Source organism: Gluconacetobacter liquefaciens (genome assembly GCF_003350405.1).
GTDB lineage: Bacteria > Pseudomonadota > Alphaproteobacteria > Acetobacterales > Acetobacteraceae > Gluconacetobacter > Gluconacetobacter liquefaciens.
Genome location: NZ_QQAW01000001.1, coordinates 297,484 through 320,951 on the forward strand (window position 1 = coordinate 297,484; position 23,468 = coordinate 320,951).

Consider the following 23,468-nt stretch of genomic DNA (forward strand, 5'->3'; position numbering starts at 1 on the left):
GCCCCGTTCCCCCCGTCTGATCCGGGGGTGGGCGGCGTCGCCGGGGCTGTTGCGTGTATGCACCGCGTCGGGCGAAATGCAGCCTTACAGTATTTATATGATGAAATCCGGTGACACGCTGAGATAGTAGGTCCCGACGATCTCTAATGGAGTGCCGCCGATGGCGCCACCTGCGATAGCCGCGAGATCCGACGATGCCCCTGCCACCGCTTCCGTTGCCCGGCCCATGAACTGGATTGCCATCCTGCTTGGGTTCCTGACGGCTGTGGGTCCGGTATCGACGGATATCTACCTTCCCGCCTTCCCGGCGCTGGAAGCGTCGCTGCACGCCCAGGCGGGCTCGGCTGAAATGACCCTGGCCATCTGGTTCGTCGGCCTCGCCATCGGGCAGATCACCATGGGACCGCTCTCCGACCGGTTCGGGCGGCGCATGCCCATGCTGGTCGGTACGCTGATCTATACGCTGGCCTCGGTCGGCTGCGCCCTGGCGGGGGATATCTGGACCTTTTCCAGCTTTCGCCTGCTGGCATCGCTGGGGGCGTCGGCCAGTCTGGTGATTCCCAGTGCCTGCGTGCGCGATATCTCGTACGGCAACGAGGCCGCGCGCCTGATGTCGCGGCTGGTGCTGGTGATGGGCGTGGTGCCGGTGCTGGCGCCGACGATCGGCGGTTTCGTGCTGTCCTTCACCACCTGGCGGTCGATCTTCTGGGCCTCGGCGGCCTATGGGCTGATCTGTACCGTGCTGGTGGCGCGGGTATTGCCGGAAACCCTGCCGGAACGCGAGCGCAGCATCCTGTCCCCCGTCGCGCTGGCCACGCGCTATGTGATGCTGGCGCGCGACCGGGGGTTCATCACCAACGCCATGATCGCCGGTTTCGGCTGTTTCATGTCGTTTACCTATCTGTCGGCGGCGCCTTCGGTCTTCATTCATCTGTTCGGCTTCACGCCGGCCGGGTTCGGCATGCTGTTCGGCGTCTTCGCCGTCTGCATGATCGGGGCTTCGCAGATCAACGGCATGCTGGTGGGGCGGATCGATGCCGGGCGCATTCTCGGCATGTCGGTGGGCACCGCCGTGCTGGGCACGGTGGGGATGCTGGTGGTGTCGGTCGTCATGGCCTTTGCGATCCATGGCGGAGCGACGCCGCATGGGCTGGCGCTGGTGCCGCTGATCCTGACGATGATGGTCGCGCTGGGCACGACCGGCATCATCGGGCCGAATGCCGCCGTGGGGGCGATGGCCGACCATCCGCGCCTGGCCGGCAGTGCCGCCGCCTTCATCGGCACGCTGCAATATGTGCTGGGCGCGATCGCCGGCGCCTTCGTCGGCATGCTGCCGCGCACCACACCGGTGCCGATGGCCGGCGTGATGCTGCTGGGGGCCATCATCATGCTGATGATGGTGCTGCTGCGGCCCCGGCGCCGTGCGGGCGAGGCGGAGGCCGAGGCCCATATGGACGGAGAGGCACCGGGCGCGCCGCCCATGGTTCATTGACGGCCCCGGCCGCCCTCATCGGGCTTGCGGGCGGTGGCGGGAGCGGGGTAGCTACGGCACGGCGATTTTTTCCGACCCGGACGACAGGTCCGGGCCGGTTTTCGCCGTGGAATCGGTTTACGACGGGATGGATTTGGACACGGACATGACGACCGCCACGATGGACCTGAAACAGCACATTCGCGGCATTCCGGATTTTCCGAAGCCGGGTATCCTGTTCTACGATATCTCCACCCTGATGCGGAACGCGGATGCGTGGCAGGTGGCGATGGGGCGGGTGACGCACGAGGTCGCCCCCTGGGCGCCGGACATGCTGGCCGCGATCGAGTCGCGCGGCTTCCTGACCGCGGCGCCGCTGGCGAGCCGGCTGGGCTGCGGGCTGGTGATGCTGCGCAAGCCGGGCAAGCTGCCGGGCGAAACGGTCTCGCATTCCTACGAGCTGGAATATGGCAGCGACACGCTGCAGATCCAGGCCGATGCCATCGTGCCCGGTCAGCGCGTGGTGGTGATGGACGACCTGCTGGCGACGGGCGGCACGCTGGCGGCCTCGATCGCGCTGCTGCGCAAGGTCGGCGCGGAGGTCGTCGGCGCTTCGGTACTGGTGGAACTGCGTGCGCTGGGTGGACGCGCGCGGCTGGACGTGCCGGTCAAGGCCCTGGTCACCTACGACGACTGATGATGGCCCGGTCGCTTCGGCGGCCGGGAAATGCGGTTTCATGACCTCTGTTATTCGGTTCACCGTACTGTCGGTGGATGGCGCGGTGTTCTAATGATGGTCTCGTCACAGAGGCCACCGTCCGGCGGCGGGTGAGGCGCAGGAGTATGATGCCGGGATGAAGAGCCGTGAGCCGTCGCTGACCTTTGACCTGGCCCGGCTGCACGATCTGTGGTCCCAGATCTGGTCGGGCGTTCCCCGCCGGCAGGACCGCCTGCGCTGGCTTTATGCCCCCGACCTGCTGACCTTCGGCTATGCGCTGCGCACCACGATCACCTCGCTGATCGCGCTGGGCATCGCGCTGTGGTGGGAACTGGGCAGTCCGCAATGGGCGGCGCTGACCGTGTGGATGGTGGCGCAGGGCTCGCGCGGCAAGAGCGTGGCCAAGGCGCGCTGGCATCTGTTCGGCATGGTCGTCGGCACCATCTTCGCCGTGGCGCTGGTGGCGGCCTGTCCCCAGCAGCCCCTGCTGTTCATCCTGCTACTGGCGGTGGGGATCGGGCTGTTCTGCTTTGTGGGCACGCTGCTGCCCGGCCCCGCCACCATGACCAATTACCGTATCCACGGGATGCGGGCGAGCGGCTTTACCTACGCCATCATCGCGCTGGACGGCATTGCCGATCCGCAGCATATCTTTGCCATCGCCATGGCGCGCGCGACCTACATCGTGCTGGGCATCGTGCTGGAAAGCACGGTGTCTTCGCTGTTTCAGTTCCGGCTGGGGGAGCGGGCGCGCGACCGGTTGGCCCATAATTTCCTCACCGCGATCGACGGAGCCGCGCATGCGCTGGCCGATCTGCTGGGCGGAGACCAGCAGGCCCTGACGCGGGTGCGGGGCGTGTTTTCGACCATTACCGCGCTGAGCGACCAGATCGAGTTCGCCGAGGTGGAACTGGGCCGCCATCATGGCCATGAAGGCGACCATGCCCGTGCCGCGCTGGCGCGCGTGGCGGTGCTGCTGTCACGCGGGCTGGACCTGTCGGCGCTGCTGCACACGCCCGGCCGTGTGGAGGGCGATACGTTCAGCACCACGGCGGCGTCGGTGCGGACGTTCCTGTTGGCCCTGCCCGAGCGGTTGCAGGCTGGGGATACCCAGCCCACCCTGCTGCAACTGGCGGGGCTGCGCGCCACCTGTCGCCAGGTGATCGCGGATTCGCTGGGGGCCGAGATGGGCAGCGATACCCGGCCGCCGGCAGGCGTGGACGAGGCGCGGAGCCTGCAATGGCAGCGCATGCTGCATCATGCGCTCGATGGCATGCTGGAGGATCTGGAAGGGGCGATTACCCAGTTCGAAGCCAGCATGCACCCCTTGCCGCACGACCATTTCCATTATCGGATCAAGACGTTCCGTGACTGGCGGCTGGCGGGTGCCAACAGCCTGCGTGCCTCGATCACCATCTTCGGTGCCGGGGTGATCTGGATTACCACCGGCTGGTCGGTCGGGCTGCTGTTCCTGATGTTCGTCTCGATCGTGTGCAGCCTGTTCTCGACGCTGGAGAAGCCGGCCCTGGCGACGCAGGCCTTTCTGACCGGGGCGTTGTGGGCGGTGGGCGTGTCGGGGGTGCTGGTGCTGTGGGCGCTGGCGACGCCCTCGACCTTCGAAGTGCTGGCCCTGTGCCTCAGCCTGCCGATGCTGGCGGGCGGGCTGGCCTTTGCCTATCCCACCATCGTCCTCGCCGCCGTGTCGTACAACCTGTTCCTGCCCATTCTCGTGGGCCCCGACAATCAGGGGCGGCTGGACGAAATCACGTTCTTCAATACCGCCATGCCGCTGATCCTGGCGCTGTGGTATGCGATGTGGTCGTTTCGTCTGGTGCTGCCCAACGATATCAATGCCATGCGCTGGCAGATGCGGACCGAAATCCTGAAGGGGCTGCGGCAGGTGGCGCGGTCGGCGAACCTGCCGACCACCGTTTTCGTGGTCGAACGGAACGTGGACCGGTTCGTGCGCCTGCTGACCAATGCCGGCGAGACGCCGGAGCCGGTGATCGATGCCTATCTGCAAGGCACGCTCTCGGCGATGACGATCGGCCTGAATGTCATCCGTCTGCGCCGGATCCTGGCACGCAATCTCCTGCCGGCTGCCGCCACCCAGGTGATCGAGGCTATGATGGGCCGGATGGAGCAGTTCAGCGGTCGTTATGGCGGCCATTACGGCCGGACCGCCCGCGCGGCCAGACTGGCCAGCCAGCGGATCGCGGCCGAGGCCGGGCAGGAGCCCAATCTGGGCGTGCGGATGGAAATGGACCGCGCCCTGGCCAGCCTGGATGTGATTTCCTACGAACTCGACGCCAACCGGCTGTTTTTCGATGCGTCGAGCCCGTACATGGATACCGCTTTCGGGTGAGCGCCTCTGACCGAACATGCGCGTTGGATCGCCGCCAGCGCGCATGTTCGGTCAGGCTCTGAGGCGAAAGGCAAGGGCGTTGCCCTTGACCCACCAAAGGGCATCGCCCTTTGGAAACCCGGTCGTTGTTACATGACGGGGAGTGGGTTGGTCTTTAGCCGTGCCTGGCGACGAAGCGTTCCAGCCAGTGGATGGTGTAGTCGCCCTTCTGGAACTCGGGATCGTCCAGGATCTTGCAATGCAGCGGGATCACCGTCTTGACGCCGTCGATCACGAACTCGTCGAGCGCGCGGCGCATCCGGGCGATGGCCTCGGGCCGGGTGGGGGCGTGGACGATCAGCTTGCCGATCATGCTGTCGTAATAGGGCGGCACGCGATAGCCCGCATACAGCGCGCTGTCGATGCGTACGCCCAGGCCGCCGGGGGGGTGATAGACCGTGACCGTGCCCGGCGTGGGCATGAAGGTCGCCGGGTCCTCGGCATTGATGCGGCATTCGATGGCATGGCCGCTGAAGGTGATGTCCGACTGATCGTAGCCCAGCGGTTCGCCGGCGGCGATGCGGATCTGTTCGCGCACCAGATCGACGTCGCAGAGCATTTCCGTCACCGGATGTTCCACCTGCAGGCGGGTGTTCATCTCGATGAAGCAGAACTGGCCGTCCTGGTAGAGGAATTCCAGCGTGCCGGCGTTGCGGTAGCCCAGCTTGCGCAGCGCCGCCGTGGCGGTGGCGCCGATGGCGTCACGCTGCTCGGCCGTGAGGGCCGGCGAGCCGGCTTCTTCCAGCAGCTTCTGGTGGCGCCGCTGGAGCGAGCAGTCGCGCTCGCCGAAATGCACGACGTTGCCATGGGTGTCGGCCAGGATCTGCAGCTCGATGTGCCGGGGCCGGTCCATGTATTTTTCGAGATAGACCTCGTCATTGCCGAAGGCGGCGCGGGCTTCGGTGCGGGCGACGCTCCAGGCTTCGTCCAGCTCGTCGGCGGTCCGGGCGACCTTCATGCCGCGCCCGCCGCCGCCGGCGGCGGCCTTGATCAGCACCGGGTAGCCGACCTGGGCGGCCACGGTGCGGGCCTCGTCCAGGCTGGCCAGCGCACCGTCCGAGCCGGGCACCAGGGGCACGCCGAGCGCGCGCATGGTGGTCTTGGCGGTGATCTTGTCGCCCATCATCCGGATGTGCTGGCCGGTCGGCCCGATGAAGGCCAGGCCATGGGCCTCGACCGTCTCGGCGAAATCGGCGTTCTCGGACAGGAAGCCGTAGCCCGGATGGATCGCGTCGGCACCGGTGATGGTCGCGGCCGACAGGATGGCGGCGACGTTCAGGTACGAGTCACGCGAGGAGGGCGGCCCGATGCATACGGCTTCGTCGGCCAGGCGCACATGCATGGCATCGGCATCGGCCGTGGAATGGACCGCGACCGTGCGGATGCCCATTTCGCGGCATGCGCGCAGGACCCGCAGGGCGATTTCGCCACGATTGGCGATGAGGATCTTGGAAAACATTACTCGATGATGGCCAGGGCTTCGCCGAACTCGACCGGATCGCCGGAGACGACCAGCAGCTTCTTCAGCGTGCCGGCGCGGGGGGCCTTGATCTGGTTGAAGGTCTTCATCGCCTCGATCAGCATCAGGGTCTGCCCGGCGGTGACGCTCTGCCCTTCGGTGACGAAGGGGGGCGAACTGGGGTCGGGCGTCAGGTAGGCCACGCCGACCATCGGGCTGGTGACGGCGCCCGGATGCTTGGCCGGGTCGGCCGGCGCGGCGGCCACGGGCGCGGCCGCGATCGGGGCGGCGGCCGCGGCGGCCGGCACGGCATGGACCACGCCGGGCGCTGCGCGGGCGACGCGGATGCGGTTGTCCTTCTCCGCGATCTCGATCTCGGTCAGGCCGGTTTCGGTCAGAATTTCAGCCAATGCCCGAATGGCATCCGCGTCCACGAGCAGTCGGCTCATCTGTCGTTCTCGTCCAGAATCATGTCTGTCATCGCCTGAAGCGCCAGGGCATAGCCGCGTACTCCCAGGCCGCAGATGACGCCTGCGGCCGCACGGGAGCAGTAGGTGTGATGCCGGAAATCCTCGCGGCGATGAATGTTGGAGATATGGACCTCGATCACCGGCAGCTCGACGGCCAGCAGCGCGTCGAGCAGGGCGATCGAAGTGTGGCCGTAGGCGGCCGGGTTGATAACGATCCCCTGCGCGCGGTTGCGGCATTCATGGACCCACGACACCAGTTCGCCCTCGCCGTTGGTCTGGCGAAAGTCGATACCGACATCCAGTCGCTCGGCAGCCTGGATGCAGATCTGTTCCACGTCGTCCAGGGTCGCGCGACCATAGACTTCGGGCTGGCGCATTCCGAGCATGTTCAGGTTGGGCCCGTTCAGGACCACGATCAGGGGGCGCTTTATCATCACAGGCGCCGTAGCACGCTCTTCGACCGGTTCCAAGAGAATGATCGCGCGGGGTTCGGTGTCCTGCTCGTCGGCCAGTGAAGAGGCGGCAGTAATGAAGGCTGAAAATTGCCATAATTCACCGCGAAAACGTGATCCAGCGCGGGAAAACCGTGGCGGCATGAACGCTTTGCGGCCGCCTGCGCCGGTATCGTGGCGGAAAAAACTGGACTCGGTGGTGACAGGACTGCTCTATTGCGGTCCGATACTGGATGACCGATCCTAAAAGGACTGGAAACGCATTGAAACTGCATCGGACAACGCGAGGAATGCGAATGGGTGGGCAGGCGATGCTGTCGCTGCTCTGCCTCGTTTTCTTCATGTCCGCCGCCAATGCCCGTGAGGGAACGGCGGATGCGGTGGTGTCTGCCGGGGGTGTTTCCGATGCGCAGGCGGCGGGGGGCGATGGCCGGCCGGTGACGGCGTGGGCGGCTTCGGTCCGCGCGGCGCTGGCGCGGCGGTCCCATAGCATCGCGGTTGCCGGTCGGTCCGCCCTCTCATGGTCCGAGCAGGGCGTGGCAAGCTGGTATGGCCATATGCGCCGGCCCCGTCGCCAGGCGGTGAGCCGGACCTCGTCGGGCAGCACGTTCGACCCCAAGGCGCTGACGGCAGCGCATCCGACCCTGCCGATGGGAACGAAGTTGCTGGTGCGTTCGCAGGAAACCGGCCGGTCGGTGGTGGTGACGGTGAATGACCGTGGCCCGTTCCATGGCAGCCGGATCATCGACCTCTCGCCTGCCGCGGCGGCCCGGCTGGGGATGCTCAGTGCCGGGACCGCCCACGTTGTGATTCAATCGGCTTCGGCCGTCGAGGTCGCGCAGGCCGAAGCGTCGGACAGCAGCGCCGATGCCATCGCTGCCGCCGGGCCGAGCGCCGAGCGCCGCGCACCGGCCGCCCGCCACCAACGCTGACCGGCGTGCCCCCGGTCCTCGGGCGCGTCGGCCTTGCCGATGGCATGTGGTGGGTTACGGGGCCGGCTTGGGATCTTCGGCGGAGCGGGCCCGCTCCATCTCGGCTTCCAGCCCCGCGTTCAGTTCCGCCCCCAGCATGATGACGTAGGCGGTCACGAAGAACCACATCATCGTTGCCGCCACCGCGCCCAGCGGGCCGTATGTGGCGTTGTAGGGGGCGATGGTGCCGATGTAGTACGAGACCCCGAGCGACGTGAGGATCCAGATCAGGGTTGCCGCGCAGGAGCCGGGCAGGATGTGGCGCCATGGGACGGCCGGACGGCTTGGCCCGAGCCGGTAGAGCAGGGTGCAGGCCACCAGCACGAATAGCAGCAGCAGGATCGGGCCGCCCATCTGCACCAGCAGTTCGACCGACCAGGGTGGCGGCGCCAGGCCGAGGCGCTCGGGGAGGAAATTGATCAGGACTGGCAGCGCCACCATTACCGCCAGCGTGAGCACCGCGCCGCAGATCGCGCACAGCGTCATGCCCAGCGCCACCATCTGGAAGCGGATGAAGCCCCGCGTCTCGGTAGTGCCGTAGGCGATATTGACGGCGGAGATGATCGAGCGGGTGGCGGCCGAGGCCGACCAGAGCGCGATGCTGGTCGAGATGATCAGGTTGAGCGTCAGCGACGAATGAGGTTCGGCCGCCAGGGTATGGATGCGTTCGCCGATCAGGGTGAAGGCGGCGGGCGGCAGCAGGTGCCGGAGCAGGTCGAGCTGCGGCTCCACCGTGTCCGGGTCCAGCACCAGTCCGTAGATAGAGATCAGGGTGCTGATGGCGGGAAACAGGGAAAGCGTCGCGTAGAACGCGCACCCCGCCGCTGCCAGGGTGATCTGGTCCGATGTCAGGTTGCGCAGGATGCGGCGCAGGACCGGTCGCCAGAGTTGCCGCGGATCGATGGCCCCAGGGGCGGGATGTCCAGGGGCAAAAGGCTCGGATTTTTCGGGCTGCAGGACGATCAAGCTGACTCCGTCGGTCGGGTAGGGGGCGACCTGCGCCCCAGGGTGGGCGGCCATCGCCCGGCGGGTTTGCACTACCTAACGAAAAAACATGCGGAGGGGACGATTTTTCTGTTGCGCGCCGAATGCTTTGCCCCCATATGCGCTCTCCACGCAACAACGCACGTGCCACTGGCCCTCTGAGGTTACGCAACGACGTCAAGCGTTCTGGCAATTGGGGGTTCTTTGGAACCCGGTTCTGGTCGCTGGTCCGTTAGACCGTTTCGCAACACCTGTCCGGCTTTCGTCCCGGATGGATTTCACAGAAGGGATTTGGGTGCGATGACTCCCAAAATCGCCCATTTTCTGGCGGAGCATTCGCCCGCCACGCCCTGCCTCGTCGTCGATGTCGATCGCGTTGAGGCGCGCTATCACTCGCTGCGGCATGTGCTGCCGCTGGCGCGCATCTATTATGCCGTGAAAGCCAATCCGGCGGAAGCTATTCTGCGCCGGCTGGTGTCGCTGGGCTCAGCCTTCGATGCCGCGTCGTGGGAAGAGATCTGCATGTGCCTCGAGGCCGGGGCGCAGGCGCAGGACATCTCGTTCGGCAATACCGTCAAGAAGGTGTCGGCGATCGCCAATGCCCATGCGGCCGGTGTGACGATGTATGCCTTCGATTGCATCGAGGAACTGGAGAAGCTGGCCCGCCATGCTCCGGGGTCGCGCGTCTATTGCCGCCTGATCGTCGAGAACGAGGGTGCGGAATGGCCGCTGTCGCGCAAGTTCGGCACCACGCTGGACAGCGCGCGCGACCTGATGCTGCGCGCCCGGGACCTGGGGCTGGACCCTTATGGCCTGTCGTTCCATGTCGGCAGCCAGCAGACGACGACCGATGCGTATGAAGCCGCGATCGCGCGGGTTGGCATGCTGTTCACCGACCTGGCCGCGGCGGGGCTGAACCTGCGCATGGTCAATCTGGGCGGCGGCTTCCCGATCCGCTATCGCGAGGACGTGCCGGAGATCGACCGGTTCGCGTTGGCGATCAGCCATGCGATGACCGAGCATTTCGGCAATGACCTGCCGGAAATGATCGTCGAGCCGGGCCGCTTCATCGTCGGCGATGCCGGGGTGGTGTCGTCGGAAGTCGTGCTGGTGACCAATCGCGGGCTGAAGGACGATACGCGCTGGGTGTATCTGGATATCGGCCGGTTCGGTGGTCTGGCCGAGACCGAGGGCGAGTCGATCCGCTATGGTATCCGCACGCCGCATGATGGTGGCGCGACGGGGCGGGTGGCGATTGCCGGCCCGACCTGCGACGGCGCGGACATCATGTACGAAAAGGCGCCCTACGCCCTGCCGCTGGATCTGGCGTCGGGCGACCGGATCGAACTGCTGTCGACCGGGGCGTATGTTTCGACCTACTGCTCGACCCGGTTCAATGGTTTTGCGCCGCTGACCGAGCATTATATCTGAAGCTGGCGGCTCCCCCCTTTCGTGGGGGCTTCCGGTGGGTAGTACCCTTGCGAAACCCGTCGCCTCTGGCGACGGGTTTTGTGTTCAGGGGGGGTCGGTAGTCATAATAAAACCATCTTCCTCGGATTTTCTGTGCCGTGGTCGCTGGTTGACCCCAAGCGTTCCGGTATGCGGAAGCAGGACCGGAGAAGTCCTGTTTTGTATGGGCTATCTCATGACGCTGGCACGGGAACGATCCATTTCCATGGGTCAGCCGGTTTCTTCCTCAGGTGGATCATCATCAACGGTCGAGGCAGCTATGCTGGAAAGATCGCAGGCGCACGCGCGGGAAAAGGTCAGCGTCCGGACGATGGCGCATTCTCTCATCGTCGTGTGTGGCGATGGCGCGCGCGGCATGACGATGCGTCATATCGCCCGCTGCTTGGATCAGGATCTGCCTGACGATGTTCTGTTCTGGCTGAAGGTCCGTAATCAGATCGACTGGCTGATGCGGACCAGCCGGCGCGAGGGCGACAGCATCCAGTAATTACGCATCACGATTGGGTTTCCAAAGGGCGATACCCTTTGTCGGGGTTCGGGGCGGTGCCCCGACCTGAAGCCACCTGCGCAGCTGGCGATTGGCGGGTGTCGAGACCAGCCTGTCGGTCGCCCATCCCAGCAGCCAGGACAGGGCGAAGGCGGGCGGAAACCAGAGCCAGCCTGTGCGCATGTCGCCGCCGCTGAGGTGGAACAGGCCGACGAGCGGGAACACCACGAACATGTGGGTCAGGTAGATTTCGTAGCTCATGAAGCCGCAGGAGCGCAGCCATCGTGTGCCGTGCATCAGGCGGTGTTGTCCCCAGCCCCACTGGAAGGCGACCAGCAGCAGGGCGCAGCCGAGGGTCAGTACCAGCATCGTCATATTGCCCAGCAGGCTCCAGAGTGCATTTTCCCCAAGGAAAACAGCCAGCAGCGCCAGGAGGGCGAAACAGCCCGTTGCGTTGACGATGCCCGGACACGGCGCGGGGCGGCCGGCGACCGTCACCGCCGCGCAGACACCGGTGGCGATGGCTGCGAGGCCGGGCAGGTAAGCTTTTTCCCGCCAGATCTCCGGAGCGTTGGCCAGGGCGTCGAGGGCGAACGGCAGCGACAGGGCGAGGAGCGCGAACAGGCTGGTGCGCAGGCGAGGGATGCTTGCCAGGCAGAGGCAGAGGGCTGGAAAGCCCAGATAGAAGAGTTCCTCGATCGACAGGGACCACAACACGTCCCAGCTGCCGGGCAGGTAGCCCGTGTGCCCTTCGTACCAGTTCAGGTGCATGGCCAGGGCGGAGACGATCGCGCGCGGCAGGGTCTGGTCGGTGCGGGTGATGGTGTAGTCGGGCACGCCGAACAGATCGAGTACGGAGAGGATGGCGACCAGGGCCAGCAGGCAGGGTGCGATGCGGGCCAGCCTGCGGGCATAGAAGGCGCGCGGGTCCAGCATGGACAGGGAGCCCGAGCGCCGGATCGTGTGGCTGGTGACGAGGAAGCCCGACACGACGAAGAACAGGAACACGGCTTCGTAGCCGAACCAACTGAAGAGGCGCAGGAGCGGCAGGGGGACGATTCCGGCGAGGCCCGTCTTCGCCAGGGGAATCCGCAGTGCCATGTGGTGCGAGACGACGAGGAGGATCGACGCGCCGCGCACGAGGTCGATGCCGGGATTGCGGCCGTCGAGCGTGCCGGTTCCGGAGGCGGCGTTGGTCATCTATTCGACGGCGGCCCGCAGGCCGGCGCCGGCGGCCAGTGGGCAGAGCGGGAGCGCGCCGGCGAGGAAAGCCCCCAGAAGTTCCAGATCTGGTCGCCAGGAGAGGCCGGTCTGGGCAGCGTCGAGCGCCGCCGCGCCGAAGATGAGGGCGGGGGTGGCCAGCGGCAGTACCAGCAGCGGCAGCAGCACGCCGCCCCGGCGCGCGCCCAGCACGATGGACGCCGCCATGCCGCCGATCAGCGACAGGATTGCGGTGCCGAGTGCCAACCCGCCCAGCAGGATCGGCAGGACCGGCAGCGGCAGGCCCAGCATGATGGCCAGCGGGGCGGCGGCCAAGAGCAGCGGCAGGCCGGTGGTGAGCCAGTGCGCGATCATCTTGGCCAGCGCCACGAGGGCGGGCGGCAGGCCGGACAGCATGAGCTGGTCCAGCGAGCCATCTTCCAGTTCCGACCCGAACAGGCGGTCCAGCGGCAGCAATGCGGCCAGCAGGGCGCAGACCCAGACGATGCCGGGAGCCATGCGACGCAGCAACTCCGGCGACGGGCCGAGGGCGAGCGGAAACAGCGCGCCGGCGAGAATGAAGAACAGCACCGACCCCAGCGTGTCGGCGCCGTGGCGCAGCGCCAGCCGCAGGTCACGCCCGATGACGGCCGCCAGCAGGGTGGGAATGGATGCGCGCATGGGTCCGGCTTTCATGACCACAACCCCATATCCAGCTCTTCCGCGGCATCCACGGCGATGGCGCCGGGCAATGCCAGGGTGCGCGCGTCGGGCAGGGGCAGGGGGACGTGGGTGGTCGCGATCACGATTCCGCCAGCCTCGCGGTGGGTCTGAAACAGGGTTTCCAGCAGGCCGATGGAGCGTGTGTCCAGCCCCAGGCTGGGCTCGTCGAGCAGCCAGAGCGGTGCGCGGGCCAGTACCACCCGCGCCAGGGCGGCGCGGCGCTTCTGCCCGGCCGAGAGCATGCGGGCCGGCAGGTCGGCCAGGGGTAGAAGATCGAGCGATTCCATGGCCTGGTCGGGGTTCGACCCGGCCGCGCGGGCGGGCAGCGCCAGGTTCTCGCGCAGGGTCAGGCCGGGTTTCAGGGCGTCCTGATGGCCCAGATAGGCTACCCGCTCGGCATGGGCCGTGCGGTCGGCCAGGGCGTCGATCCCGGACCAGAGGACATGGCCGCCTTCCGGTTTGCGCAATCCTGCGAGAACGCGCAGCAGGGTCGACTTTCCTGCACCGTTCGGGCCGGTCAGCAGCAGGGCCTCCCCGGCGTCCAGGCGCAGGCCGACCCCGTCGAGAACCAGTCTTTCCCCTCGAAAAACAGAGATATTTTCGACATTCAGCAGCGGGCTGGCAGGGGGGCGGGAGGCAGGGATGGCGATCGTCCTCGGCTTGTGATCGGCGGCGGTGGCGGGGTGGCGACGGCCGGCTCCCGCGTTCTTGTTACCGGGGCCAGCTTGTGTCGTCACCGCGTCCGGGTATGTTCTACGACCGTTGGGAGATCAAGCCGGTTGTCCAGAGGGAACACACCGCCTTTGTATGCGGACCCGTGCCCCAACTGGATAATCCGTTGCTGACGCCGCGGAGGAAAAAACCAATGAAGTCGGTTGGGCACGATTCAATCAAGACAGGCCGCACGCTGAACGTAGACGGCAAGACCTATCATTATTTCTCGATCCCGGAAGCTGAGAAGACCATCGGCGATGTGAAGCGCCTGCCGGTCAGCCTCAAGGTTCTGCTTGAAAACATCCTGCGTTTCGAAGACGGCCGGTCGTACAGCGTCGATGACGCGAAGTCGATCGCCGGCTGGCTGCCCTCGGGCAGCAGCACGAAGGAAGTTCCTTTCAAACCCTCGCGTATTCTGATGCAGGACTTCACCGGCGTGCCCGCCGTGGTCGATCTGGCCGCGATGCGCGACGGGATACTGAAGCTGAAGGGCGACCCGCAGAAGGTGAACCCGCTGGTGCCCGTCAACCTCGTCATCGATCACTCGGTGATGGTGGACGTGGCCGGCACGCCCGAGGCATTGCAGGACAACGTCACCATCGAGTTCGAGCGGAACGGCGAGCGCTATGCCTTCCTGCGCTGGGGCCAGGAAGCGTTCGAGAATTTCTCGGTCGTGCCGCCGGGCACGGGCATCTGCCATCAGGTGAACCTGGAATATATCGCCCAGGTCGCGTGGACGGCCGACGTTGACGGCAAGAGCTACGTCTATCCCGACACGCTGTATGGCACCGACAGCCACACCACGATGGTCAACGGCCTGGGCGTGCTGGGCTGGGGCGTGGGCGGGATCGAGGCCGAGGCCGCGATGCTGGGCCAGCCGATCGCGATGCTGATCCCCGATGTCATCGGCTTCAAGCTGACGGGCAAACTGCCCGAGGGCGCGACGGCGACCGACCTGGTGCTGACCGTCACCCAGATGCTGCGCAAGAAGGGCGTCGTCGGCAAGTTCGTCGAATTCTTCGGCCCGGCGCTGGATCATCTGCCGGTGGCCGACCGTGCGACGATCGCGAACATGGCCCCGGAATATGGCGCGACCTGCGGGTTCTTCCCGGTCGATCACCTGACGCTGGATTACCTGCGCCAGACCGGCCGTGACGAACACCGCATCAAGCTGACGGAAGAATACCTGAAGGCGCAGGGCATGTTCCGCACCGCGGAATCGCACGAGCCGGTGTTCACCGACACGCTGGAGCTGGAGCTTTCGACCGTCGTGCCGTCGCTGGCCGGGCCGAAGCGTCCGCAGGACCGTGTGACGCTGAAGGACGCGACCAATGCGTTCGAAACCGAGCTGACCGGTGGTCTGGGCGTTCCCGCCGCCTACGCGCACAAGAAGGCCAAGGTGGCTGGCACGAACTACGAGATCGGCCACGGCGACGTGGTGATCGCGGCGATCACGTCCTGCACCAACACGTCCAACCCGGCGGTGCTGATCGCGGCCGGCCTGGTGGCGAAGAAGGCGCGCGCGCTCGGCCTGAAGCCGAAGCCTTGGGTGAAGACGTCGCTGGCGCCGGGTTCGCAGGTCGTCACCGACTACCTGAACCGTGCCGGCCTGACGGAAGAACTGGACGCGCTGGGCTTCAACACCGTCGGCTATGGCTGCACGACCTGCATCGGCAATTCCGGCCCGCTGGAATCGCATATCGTCGATGCGATCGAAGGCAACAAGCTGGTCGCCGTTTCGGTGCTGTCGGGCAACCGGAACTTCGAAGGCCGCATTTCGCCCAACGTGCGTGCCAACTATCTGGCCAGCCCGCCGCTGGTGGTTGCGTACTCGCTGCTCGGCACGATGCGCGAGGACATCACCACCGTGTCGCTCGGCACCTCCAAGGACGGCAAGCCGGTCTATCTGAAGGACATCTGGCCGACCAACAAGGAGATCGCGGACCTGATCGGTTCCTCGATCAACCGTGAAGAGTTCATCAAGCGTTACAGCCAGATCGGCAAAGGCACCAAGGAATGGCAGGCCCTGAAGGTCGCGACCGGTTCGGAGACCTACAAGTGGGACCCGACCTCGACCTACGTGCAGGACCCGCCGTACTTCCAGGACATCACGCCGGAGCCCAAGCCGAAGGGTGACATCGTGGGTGCCCGCGTGCTGGCGCTGCTGGGCGACAACATCACCACCGACCATATCTCGCCGGCCGGTGCGATCAAGGAAAGCTCGCCCGCTGGTGTCTATCTGAAAGAGCACCAGGTCTCGGCGAAGGATTTCAACTCCTACGGCTCGCGCCGGGGCAACGACCGCATCATGGTCCGTGGCACCTTCGCGAACATCCGCATCAAGAACGAGATGCTGCCGGGTACCGAAGGGGGCCTGTCCAAGCACTTCCCCGACGGGAAGGAAGGCTCGATCTATGATGTCGCGATGGAATACAAGGCCGAGGGCGTGCCCCTGGTCGTGTTCGGCGGCAAGGAATACGGCATGGGGTCGTCGCGCGACTGGGCGGCGAAGGGCACCCTGCTGCTGGGCGTTCGCGCCGTGATCGCCGAGAGCTTCGAGCGCATCCATCGCTCCAACCTGGTCGGCATGGGCGTGCTGCCCCTGCTGTTCAAGGATGGGACGACGCGCAAGTCGCTGAACCTGAAGGGTGACGAAATCATCGACATCAAGGGGCTGGAGACCATCACCCCGCGGATGACGATCGACATGGAGATCACCCGTGCCGACGGTACCAAGGAAACGGTGCCGCTGCTCTGCCGCGTCGATACGCTGGACGAGGTCGAGTATTACCGGCATGGTGGCATCCTGCAGTATGTGTTGCGCGGGATGACTGAAGCTGCCTGAACGGTCTTTTCTTCCGTCTGACGAGTCTGGCGCCGGCCCGGGGAAACCTGGGCCGGCGTTTTTTGCTGAGTCCGTCCTGCGGGCCGATCAGATCCGCAAGGTCTTTGATGGCCATGCGGTACTGGGTGGTATATCGCTGGATATGGCGCGGGGCGAGTTGGTCTCGATCATCGGGCCGTCGGGCTGCGGGAAGTCGACATTCCTGCGCTGCCTCAATTTTCTCGAAATTCCCGATTCCGGGACGGTGGAGATCGCCGGCGTGACGATTACGCGCACCGGTGGACGCTGGACCCGCCAGGAAGAGGACGCCGCCCATCGCCTGCGCGCGCATGTCGGCATGGTGTTCCAGTCCTTCAACCTGTTTCCCCACCGCACCGTGCTGGACAATGTGATGCTGGCCCCCGTGCAGGTGAAGCGCGTGCCGGCCGACGCCGCGCGGGCCGAGGCGCTGGCCCTGCTGGACAAGGTGGGCCTGTCCGCCATGGCCGGGCGCTATCCCGACACGCTGTCGGGCGGGCAGCAGCAGCGCGCGGCCATTGCCCGTGCGTTGGCGATGCGCCCCGATGTGATGCTGTATGACGAACCGACCTCGGCGCTCGATCCCGAACTGGCCGAAGAGGTGCTGTCGGTGATGCGCACCCTGGATGACGAGGGGATGACCCAACTGGTGGTGACGCATGACATGCGCTTTGCCCGTGCGGCGTCCGATCGGGTGGTGTTCATGGATGGTGGCGAGATCGTCGAGGCCGACGATCCCGACCGGCTTTTCGTGGACCCGCAGGACCCGCGTACCCGGAAGTTTCTGAGGTCCGTGCTGTGAAGGGCGTGGTGGGCTTGCTGCTGGCGCTGGTGGTGATGGTTTTCTCCGTCGCCGGCCATGCCGCCCCCTTGCGCTGGGCGTCGGATGCCGAAGCCAATGTGCCGTTCGTCTTTCACGATCCGGCCGACCAGTCGCGCCTGACCGGATACGAATACGAGATTGCCCAGGCGATCGCCCGCCGGCTCGGCCGGCCGACCCAGTTTGTGCAGAACGATTGGGATGGGTTGATCCCCGGCCTGCAACGCGGGCTGTACGACATGGTGATCGACGGAATCGAGATCACGCCCGAACATGAGCAGGGGGTGCTGTTCAGCCGCCCCTATTACATGACGACCGAGCGCATCACCGTGCGCCGCGACCAGCAGGGGCTGGACACGCTGGCGGCGTTGCACGGGCATGTGGTGGGTACGCTGAAGGACACCACGGCCGAGCGCATGTTGCAGGCCGACCCGTCGATCCGCATCCGCTCGTACGAGGAAGAGACCAACGCCTACACCGACCTGAAGAACGGGCGGCTGGATGCGGTGCTGCTGGATGGCACCATCGCGCTCTATTACGGCACGCCGGACCCGGACCTGAAGCTGGTGGGCGAGCCGATCGGGCAGGTGGCCTATGGCGTGGCCTTCGCCCAGGGCAATACCGCGCTGCGCGACCAGGTGAATGCGGCGCTGGACGGCATGATGCGGGACGGCGAACTGCACCGGATCCTGGCGCGCTGGAAATTGTGGACGCCCGCGATGGCCGCCCTGACGGGTGATGCCACGACCCCCGATATCGCGCCCGATGCCTGGGACCATTACCGGGCCGCCACTGCGCCCACGACGGGCTGGCGGGCGCGCTTCGACCGCTATGTCAGCTTTCTGCCGCTGCTGCTGCATGGTGCGGTGCTGACCTTCGCGGTGTCGGCCTGTGCCATGGTGCTGGCGGTGGGACTGGGGCTGGCCCTGGCGCTGATGCGCCGTTATGGCCCGCGCTGGCTGGGGGCGCTGGCGACGCTGTATGTGGAGATCGTGCGCGGGACGCCGCTGCTGATCCAGATCCTGTTCATCTTCTATGCCCTGCCGGGGATCGGCCTGCGCCTGTCGCCGTTCGTGGCCGGCGTGCTGGCGCTGGGGATGAATTATGCGGCGTATGAGGCCGAGAATTACCGCGCCGGGCTGCAATCGGTGGCGCGCGGGCAAATCGAGGCCGCTATCGCGCTGAACATGACGCATTTCCAGGCCCTGCGTTTCGTCGTGGTGCCGCAGGCGGTGCGGATGGTCATACCGGTGATGACCAACGATTTCATTTCGCTGCTCAAGGACTCCTCGCTGGTCAGCGTGATCACGCTGACCGAACTGAGCCAGACCTACGTTCGGCTATCTTCGACCTACTACGATTATTTCGGCACCGGGCTGCTGATCGGCGTGGCGTATCTGCTGCTGGGCCTGCCGTTCGTGCGGCTGGCCCGCATGGCCGAAGCGCGGTTTCATACCGGGCGCCAGCGGCGGGGGCATATCTGATCGCGGCGACTTGATGCGTCTGGCACATGTCGGCGGTGTTTTATGTCACGTTGTGCATAAATGGCTGGAAGCCTAAAGAAAACCAGTCGAATACAATCCGAACGTCATGTGGTCATGGATCTGCTATCCGCTCTGCACAGTTTTGTTCGCGTCGCTGCTACTGGCTCGTTTTCCGCGGTTTCGCGGGAAACCGGCGCCAGTCAGCCAACAATTTCGCGCCATATCGCGCTGCTGGAAGCGCATTATGGCGCCACCCTGTTTGCGCGGACCACGCGCAGCCTGATGATGACCGAGGATGGGCGCAGCCTGCTGCCCCATGCCTATGAAGTGCTGGAAATCCTGGAAACCGCCGAGACGGCGCTTGGGCGTCGCCGGGCATCGGTCTCCGGGCTGGTGCGGCTGGGGGTGACCACGGCGTTCGGTCTGTACATGACGGCGCGGATGGGCGAGTTGCTGGACAAGCATCCTGACCTGGCCGTGGAACTGATCATGCGCGACGGGTTCGGCGACCTGGTCGAGGAAGGGCTGGATCTGGCCGTGCGTGTGGGCGAGATCGCGGAAGGGTCGCTGATCGCCCGGCGCCTGGGCACCGTCAAACGCATCGCGGTGGCCAGTGGCGATTATCTGGCCCGGCGTGGCACGCCCGCCCATCCGCGTGACCTGCTGAACCATCCCTGCATCGCCTATACCTATGGCGGCACGCGCCATGACTGGCATTTTGAAGGCAATGGCGAGGAAAGCGTGGTGGCCGCCAGCGGCCCCTTCCGCGCCAACAGCAGCGAGGCGGTGCATCAGGCCACGCTCGCGGGCCTGGGGATCGGTCTGCTGCCGGCCTTTCAGGTGCGGGAAGATATCGCCGCCGACCGGCTGGTCCGCCTGTTTCCGGAATGGACCGTGCCGGAAATGCCGTTCTATGCGGTGCATACCGGGCCGCGCACCCTGCCGCTGCGGACGCGCACGGTGCTGGATTTCCTGATCGATATTTCGGACGTGCTTCGGTAGGGGAGCTTCTTCTTTTTCTGAAGAAAAAGAAGCAAAAAGACTTTTATTCGTTCAGGAGCCTCGGAACGCGCAGGCCCAAGGCTCCTGAACGGCTCGTTTATTCCCCCGGCAGGACCGACGCGGGATCGCGGCTGGCGCGCACCAGATCCGGGCTGCCGTTGGTAAGGTCGCCGTGGAAGCCGCGGCGCAGCATGGTCGTCCAGCCCTCCATCCAGTTATTGGCGGCATTCACGAAATGCTCGGCGCCCGGGTGCTGGGGCAGGGACTGTTTCAGCCACTGCTCCGGCGGGGCAGGAAGGGCCATGGTGCCCTTGCGGGCCGGACTGAGCAGGATGGTTACGTTCTCGATATTCGCGCCGCGATCGGCGGCGGCCTCGGCGTAATTCCAGGTGGCGACCAGCATCACATACGGGATCGGGAAGCCCAGGACGTGCAGGCGGTTGAACGCGGTCTGGATGTCCACGCTGTCGCTCAGCGGCTGGCCTTCGATCTGGACGTGGCTGGTGAACCAGCATTCCATCACCTTGGCATCCGACGGAACGATCTTCGAGAGGTAGTTCCGGTCGTCGTGGCAGCCGTTATTCATGGCATCGACGGTCGAGGTCGGCAGGGATTGCGTGCTGGCGCGGGCGATGATCACGCCGGTCACGACGCCGCCTTCGGCGCGCACCAGCACGTTGCTGAGCAGTTCGCCATGCGGGCCGCTCTGCGTCGTCAGCACCGGGTGCCAGGTGCCGGCGGGCAGGGGCAGGATACGGCCGGCGAAGGGAATGGCGCCGCCGAGATCCGAGGTGATGGGCGGAGCCGCCAGTTGCGGGCCGCCTGCCGTCTGCTGGCCATTGTCGGGTGCGCCTTCGGCCGGCGGGGCGGGCGGGGGCGCGTCGGGCGAGGCGTCGGGTGCGGCCGCCTGCGGCGGTGGGGGCGGGGTGCGGCCCAATGTGTGGTTGATGCGCTCGAACACCGGCCGCAGGGCCGCGATCCGCGTCAAGTACGCCGGCGGATACAGCAGCGTCAGCGCCGTGAAGAGCGGGATGCAATAGAGCATCGCGCGCCAGATCGGCGCGCGGTGCCAGAGACGGGAAGCTGCGGACATTCAGGTCGCCGTAAGGGAAAAGCGGGTCAGCGCAGGACGCGGGCCCGCTGGGCCTCGGTATCGTTGGCGATTTCGGCGGTGACGCCGTCTTCGCCGGAAACGACGCGCACCATCTTCGCCCCCTGCTGGCGGGCGGAAATCAGCGAATCGCTCATCATGTCTTCGATCGACCGTACCAGGTCGCGGGCGCTGGCGGCGGCGCCCATCTTGCTCTGGCGACGCATGACCTCGAACAGCAGCGACGCGTCGATGCCGCCCGTCTCCACCTTCAGGCCGTAGCTTTCGATCATCGCCTCGATCTCCAGCGCCGCGACGCGGGCCACGTCCAGCCCTGTCAGCGCGCGGAAGACGAAGATGCGGTCCAGGCGGTTCAGCACCTCGGGCGCGAAGCCGGCCTGGCGCAGGGCCTCGACCGACTCGGCGCGCATGCGGTCGGGTTCGTCGGCCAGGCGGTCGGCGATCTCGGACAGGGCATCGGTCGCAATGTTCGAGGTCAGCACGAAGATGGCGCGGACGGTGGAAATCTGCTGGCCGGTGGAGGCCTCGGTGACGTGGCCGTCGTTCCAGGCGGTGAGGAATTTCTTGAAGACGTCGGGGTGGGCCTTCTCGATTTCGTCGAGCAGGACGACGGCGTCGGGCTTTTCCTTCAGGCCGCCGGTCAGCTTGCCGAAGGTGTCGGAGCCGACATAGCCCTTGGGCGAGCCGAAAAGCTGCGTCGCGGCGTGCGGCGAACTCATCTGCGTCATGTCGAAATGCAGCAGCGGGCGGTCGAGCTGGCGCGCCATCTGCTTGGCCAGATAGGTTTTACCCGTGCCCGGCGGGCCGGCCAGCAGGAAGATGCCGACGGGCTTGCCGCGCACCTGCAAGGCCATGCGACGGCGAAGCTGGGCGGCGATGTCCTCGCAGACCTGGTCCTGGCCGATGACCCGCGCGCGCAGGCCGGCCGCCAGTTCCTCGGCGTCGATCACGGTTTCTTTCTGCTCGCGCGCCAGCATTTCTTCCAGCGCGGTGCGATTGGTCAGCCTGGCCAGTACATCCATCATCCACCCCCGTCGGCGCCGTAGCCCCTTGCGCGCCAGCCGTTCGGCGCGGGTCTCGAACATCATGCCCGCCAGGACCAGCAGGCTGCTCCCGCCCATCAGCACCGGAAAGGCCGGCGCACACCATTCCATGAAATGCGTCAGGCTGGCGAGGGAAAGATGCAGCGAGGCCGCGGCCTGCAAGCTGGCGAGAATCAGAAAAATAACCATCATGACCGGCATCAGCCGGTTCAGGGCGGGCAGAAGAGCCTTCATTGGACGATCACATCCAGAACGAGCATCTGGTCCCGGTGAATGACCGGCAGCGGGGTCGGCCCCAGGACCGTGATGGCCCCCGGCGCGACGCCGGCCGGGCCGGGATCGGAAACCGGCGCGATATCGACCTCGCCGGAAATGCGGATGGGCAGCAGCACGGTGCGCGGCTTGGGGGAGAGCGGCACGGTCTGGGTGATGCCGCCCGAACTGACGGTCACGACGCCGCCGGTCCCGGCTTCGTCATAGATCGGCATCTGCACCAGCCGGTATTCGCGCTTGCGGATGCCGGCCAGGATGCGGGCCTGCTGGTCGGGCGGAAGGCCCGATTGCTGCAAGGCGCGCGGCGCGTTGTCGGGTGCGATCATGGCGAATTGCTGGGTGCTGGTCAGCGCATTGGCGCCGGCGGCGGCGCCATGGGTGGCATCGCTGACGATCGGGGCGGGAGCGGGGGCCGGGTGCTCGCTCTGGGTGGCCATGCGGGCGCTGAAGCCGGCGACGACGATCATGCCCGCCGCCAGGCCGTACCATAGGGGCCGGCCTTTGCCGGGTCCGGCCTCATCGGGCGCGGCGCGTGCTTCGGGGTCGGGCGTCTGCCTCATCCGGGCATCATGCGTGTGCCTCATGCGATTGGGCAAGCAGGCAAACGAGGACGTGATTGTAATGTAATGTAGCCCCTGGGTTCCGTCGTGGCATGCACCTTGCGGCCGCGTGCGTTATCGCCTATATCAGCGTCATTCCTTCATCTTCCGCTTTTTTGGGGGGTGGCCTTACCGGCCGCCTTTTTTGTTTTGGACGCAGACCTGCCTCACCTCACCGGCCTGGACGCCAAGGTGGCCGCCCTCGTGGCGCCCGTCCTGGCCGATATGGGATTCGAACTGGTCCGCGTGGCGATCCTGGGCCGGGAGAGCCCGACGGTGCAGATCATGGCCGACCGCGCCGACGGCAGCCTGATCGCGATCGAGGATTGCGAGCAGATCAGCCACGCGGTGGGCGCGGTACTGGATATCGAGGACCCGCTGCCCGGCGCCTGGACGCTGGAAGTGTCCTCGGCCGGAATCGACCGTCCGCTGACGCGGGCGAAGGATTGGAACCGGTTTGCCGGGCATCTGGCCAAGGCCGAGGTGAATATCCCGATCGACGGCCGCAAGCGTTTCTCGGGCATCCTGCTGGGTGCCGAAGAGGGCCTCGGCCGGTTGCGGCTGGAAGATGGAACCGAAGTGGCGCTGCCGCTGTCGGACATGCGCCGCGCGCGACTGGTTCTGACCGATGAACTGATCGCGGCCAGCGCCCATATGATGGGGGTCTCCGACGACGGAGCCCCGGAAGCCCCTGTCCCGCCCGGCGAGAAGCCGGCGCGCAAGACTCACTGAGACGTCCTGGAGGTTCTG

Annotated in this window: 21 protein-coding genes; 11 read left to right on the forward strand and 10 right to left on the reverse strand. The window is 66.2% G+C overall.

All coding sequences use genetic code 11. The features are described 5' to 3' along the window. Positions 1 to 160: 160 nt before the first annotated feature. The 3 genes from C7453_RS01365 (at position 161) to C7453_RS01375 (ending at position 4,554) form a co-directional block, all read left to right on the forward strand. Entirely contained in the window at positions 161 to 1,492 is a 1,332-nt protein-coding gene (locus C7453_RS01365) for a multidrug effflux MFS transporter (RefSeq protein ID WP_114725342.1), read from the forward strand. Between the two features lie 145 nt (positions 1,493 to 1,637). Further along, entirely contained in the window at positions 1,638 to 2,168 is a 531-nt protein-coding gene (locus tag C7453_RS01370) for an adenine phosphoribosyltransferase (protein ID WP_114725983.1), read from the forward strand. 157 nt (positions 2,169 to 2,325) lie between these two features. Continuing rightward, positions 2,326 to 4,554: an FUSC family protein gene (locus C7453_RS01375; RefSeq protein WP_114725344.1), complete on the forward strand. Its 2,229-nt coding sequence runs from the start codon at positions 2,326 to 2,328 to the stop codon at positions 4,552 to 4,554. A 154-nt stretch (positions 4,555 to 4,708) separates the two neighbouring features. Here C7453_RS01375 and accC read toward each other — a convergent pair whose 3' ends face one another. From accC to aroQ, 3 genes are read right to left on the reverse strand one after another with little or no spacing between them, the layout of a single operon-like run. Beyond that, positions 4,709 to 6,052 carry an acetyl-CoA carboxylase biotin carboxylase subunit gene (gene accC, locus C7453_RS01380; protein WP_114725346.1) on the reverse strand — a complete coding sequence of 448 codons (1,344 nt, stop codon included), beginning with the start codon at positions 6,050 to 6,052 and terminating at the stop codon, positions 4,709 to 4,711. After that, positions 6,052 to 6,501 carry an acetyl-CoA carboxylase biotin carboxyl carrier protein gene (locus tag C7453_RS01385; protein ID WP_114725348.1) on the reverse strand — a complete coding sequence of 150 codons (450 nt, stop codon included), beginning with the start codon at positions 6,499 to 6,501 and terminating at the stop codon, positions 6,052 to 6,054. Before C7453_RS01385 ends, accC begins: the two co-directional genes overlap by 1 nt. Further along, positions 6,498 to 6,956, reverse strand: coding sequence for a type II 3-dehydroquinate dehydratase (gene aroQ, locus C7453_RS01390; protein WP_174787956.1), 459 nt, complete (start codon positions 6,954 to 6,956; stop codon positions 6,498 to 6,500). Before aroQ ends, C7453_RS01385 begins: the two co-directional genes overlap by 4 nt. Before the next feature lie 314 nt (positions 6,957 to 7,270). Between aroQ and C7453_RS01395 the strand changes: the two genes are divergently transcribed. After that, positions 7,271 to 7,906: a septal ring lytic transglycosylase RlpA family protein gene (locus tag C7453_RS01395; protein ID WP_245948695.1), complete on the forward strand. Its 636-nt coding sequence runs from the start codon at positions 7,271 to 7,273 to the stop codon at positions 7,904 to 7,906. A gap of 54 nt (positions 7,907 to 7,960) precedes the next feature. Here C7453_RS01395 and C7453_RS01400 read toward each other — a convergent pair whose 3' ends face one another. Then, complete coding sequence (locus C7453_RS01400) at positions 7,961 to 8,965, reverse strand: YihY/virulence factor BrkB family protein (RefSeq protein WP_114725989.1); 1,005 nt, start codon at positions 8,963 to 8,965, stop codon at positions 7,961 to 7,963. Between the two features lie 264 nt (positions 8,966 to 9,229). Here C7453_RS01400 and C7453_RS01405 point away from each other — a divergent pair, with 264 nt between their 5' ends. Continuing rightward, on the forward strand, positions 9,230 to 10,360 hold the full coding sequence (locus tag C7453_RS01405) for a type III PLP-dependent enzyme (RefSeq protein ID WP_114725350.1): 1,131 nt from the start codon (positions 9,230 to 9,232) through the stop codon (positions 10,358 to 10,360). A 349-nt stretch (positions 10,361 to 10,709) separates the two neighbouring features. Beyond that, positions 10,710 to 10,886, forward strand: coding sequence for a hypothetical protein (locus C7453_RS19055; RefSeq protein WP_170222018.1), 177 nt, complete (start codon positions 10,710 to 10,712; stop codon positions 10,884 to 10,886). Here C7453_RS19055 and C7453_RS01415 read toward each other — a convergent pair whose 3' ends face one another. Genes C7453_RS01415 through ccmA form a run of 3 tightly spaced genes read right to left on the reverse strand, consistent with a single transcriptional unit; the run spans position 10,887 to position 13,546 of the window. Next, positions 10,887 to 12,086 carry an acyltransferase family protein gene (locus C7453_RS01415; protein WP_114725354.1) on the reverse strand — a complete coding sequence of 400 codons (1,200 nt, stop codon included), beginning with the start codon at positions 12,084 to 12,086 and terminating at the stop codon, positions 10,887 to 10,889. After that, entirely contained in the window at positions 12,087 to 12,767 is a 681-nt protein-coding gene (gene ccmB, locus C7453_RS01420) for a heme exporter protein CcmB (RefSeq protein WP_114725356.1), read from the reverse strand. A gap of 11 nt (positions 12,768 to 12,778) precedes the next feature. Continuing rightward, positions 12,779 to 13,546, reverse strand: a complete 768-nt coding sequence (gene ccmA, locus C7453_RS01425; RefSeq protein ID WP_456303622.1) for a heme ABC exporter ATP-binding protein CcmA — start codon at positions 13,544 to 13,546, stop codon at positions 12,779 to 12,781. 128 nt (positions 13,547 to 13,674) lie between these two features. Between ccmA and acnA the strand changes: the two genes are divergently transcribed. The 4 genes from acnA to C7453_RS01445 all read left to right on the forward strand — a co-directional run bounded on the left by acnA (position 13,675) and on the right by C7453_RS01445 (position 19,692). After that, a complete protein-coding gene (acnA, locus tag C7453_RS01430; RefSeq protein ID WP_114725358.1) occupies positions 13,675 to 16,368 on the forward strand; it encodes an aconitate hydratase AcnA in 2,694 nt (897 codons plus the stop codon). Positions 16,369 to 16,444: 76 nt separating this feature from the next. Beyond that, positions 16,445 to 17,188, forward strand: a complete 744-nt coding sequence (locus C7453_RS01435; RefSeq protein ID WP_255318181.1) for an amino acid ABC transporter ATP-binding protein — start codon at positions 16,445 to 16,447, stop codon at positions 17,186 to 17,188. A 35-nt stretch (positions 17,189 to 17,223) separates the two neighbouring features. Next, on the forward strand, positions 17,224 to 18,690 hold the full coding sequence (locus C7453_RS01440; protein ID WP_245948745.1) for an ABC transporter substrate-binding protein/permease: 1,467 nt from the start codon (positions 17,224 to 17,226) through the stop codon (positions 18,688 to 18,690). 114 nt (positions 18,691 to 18,804) lie between these two features. Then, complete coding sequence (locus C7453_RS01445; protein ID WP_114725364.1) at positions 18,805 to 19,692, forward strand: LysR family transcriptional regulator; 888 nt, start codon at positions 18,805 to 18,807, stop codon at positions 19,690 to 19,692. Positions 19,693 to 19,789: 97 nt separating this feature from the next. Here the strand turns inward: C7453_RS01445 and C7453_RS01450 are convergent, their stop codons facing one another. Genes C7453_RS01450 through C7453_RS01460 form a run of 3 tightly spaced genes read right to left on the reverse strand, consistent with a single transcriptional unit; the run spans position 19,790 to position 22,679 of the window. Then, entirely contained in the window at positions 19,790 to 20,785 is a 996-nt protein-coding gene (locus tag C7453_RS01450; RefSeq protein WP_114725366.1) for a hypothetical protein, read from the reverse strand. Positions 20,786 to 20,811: 26 nt separating this feature from the next. Next, a complete protein-coding gene (locus C7453_RS01455; protein ID WP_114725369.1) occupies positions 20,812 to 22,080 on the reverse strand; it encodes an AAA family ATPase in 1,269 nt (422 codons plus the stop codon). Beyond that, positions 22,077 to 22,679 (reverse strand): hypothetical protein, encoded by a 603-nt coding sequence (locus tag C7453_RS01460; protein ID WP_114725371.1) that lies wholly within the window; start codon positions 22,677 to 22,679, stop codon positions 22,077 to 22,079. Before C7453_RS01460 ends, C7453_RS01455 begins: the two co-directional genes overlap by 4 nt. A 162-nt stretch (positions 22,680 to 22,841) precedes the next feature. Here C7453_RS01460 and rimP point away from each other — a divergent pair, with 162 nt between their 5' ends. Further along, positions 22,842 to 23,450 carry a ribosome maturation factor RimP gene (rimP, locus tag C7453_RS01465; protein ID WP_245948696.1) on the forward strand — a complete coding sequence of 203 codons (609 nt, stop codon included), beginning with the start codon at positions 22,842 to 22,844 and terminating at the stop codon, positions 23,448 to 23,450. Positions 23,451 to 23,468 lie beyond the last annotated feature (18 nt).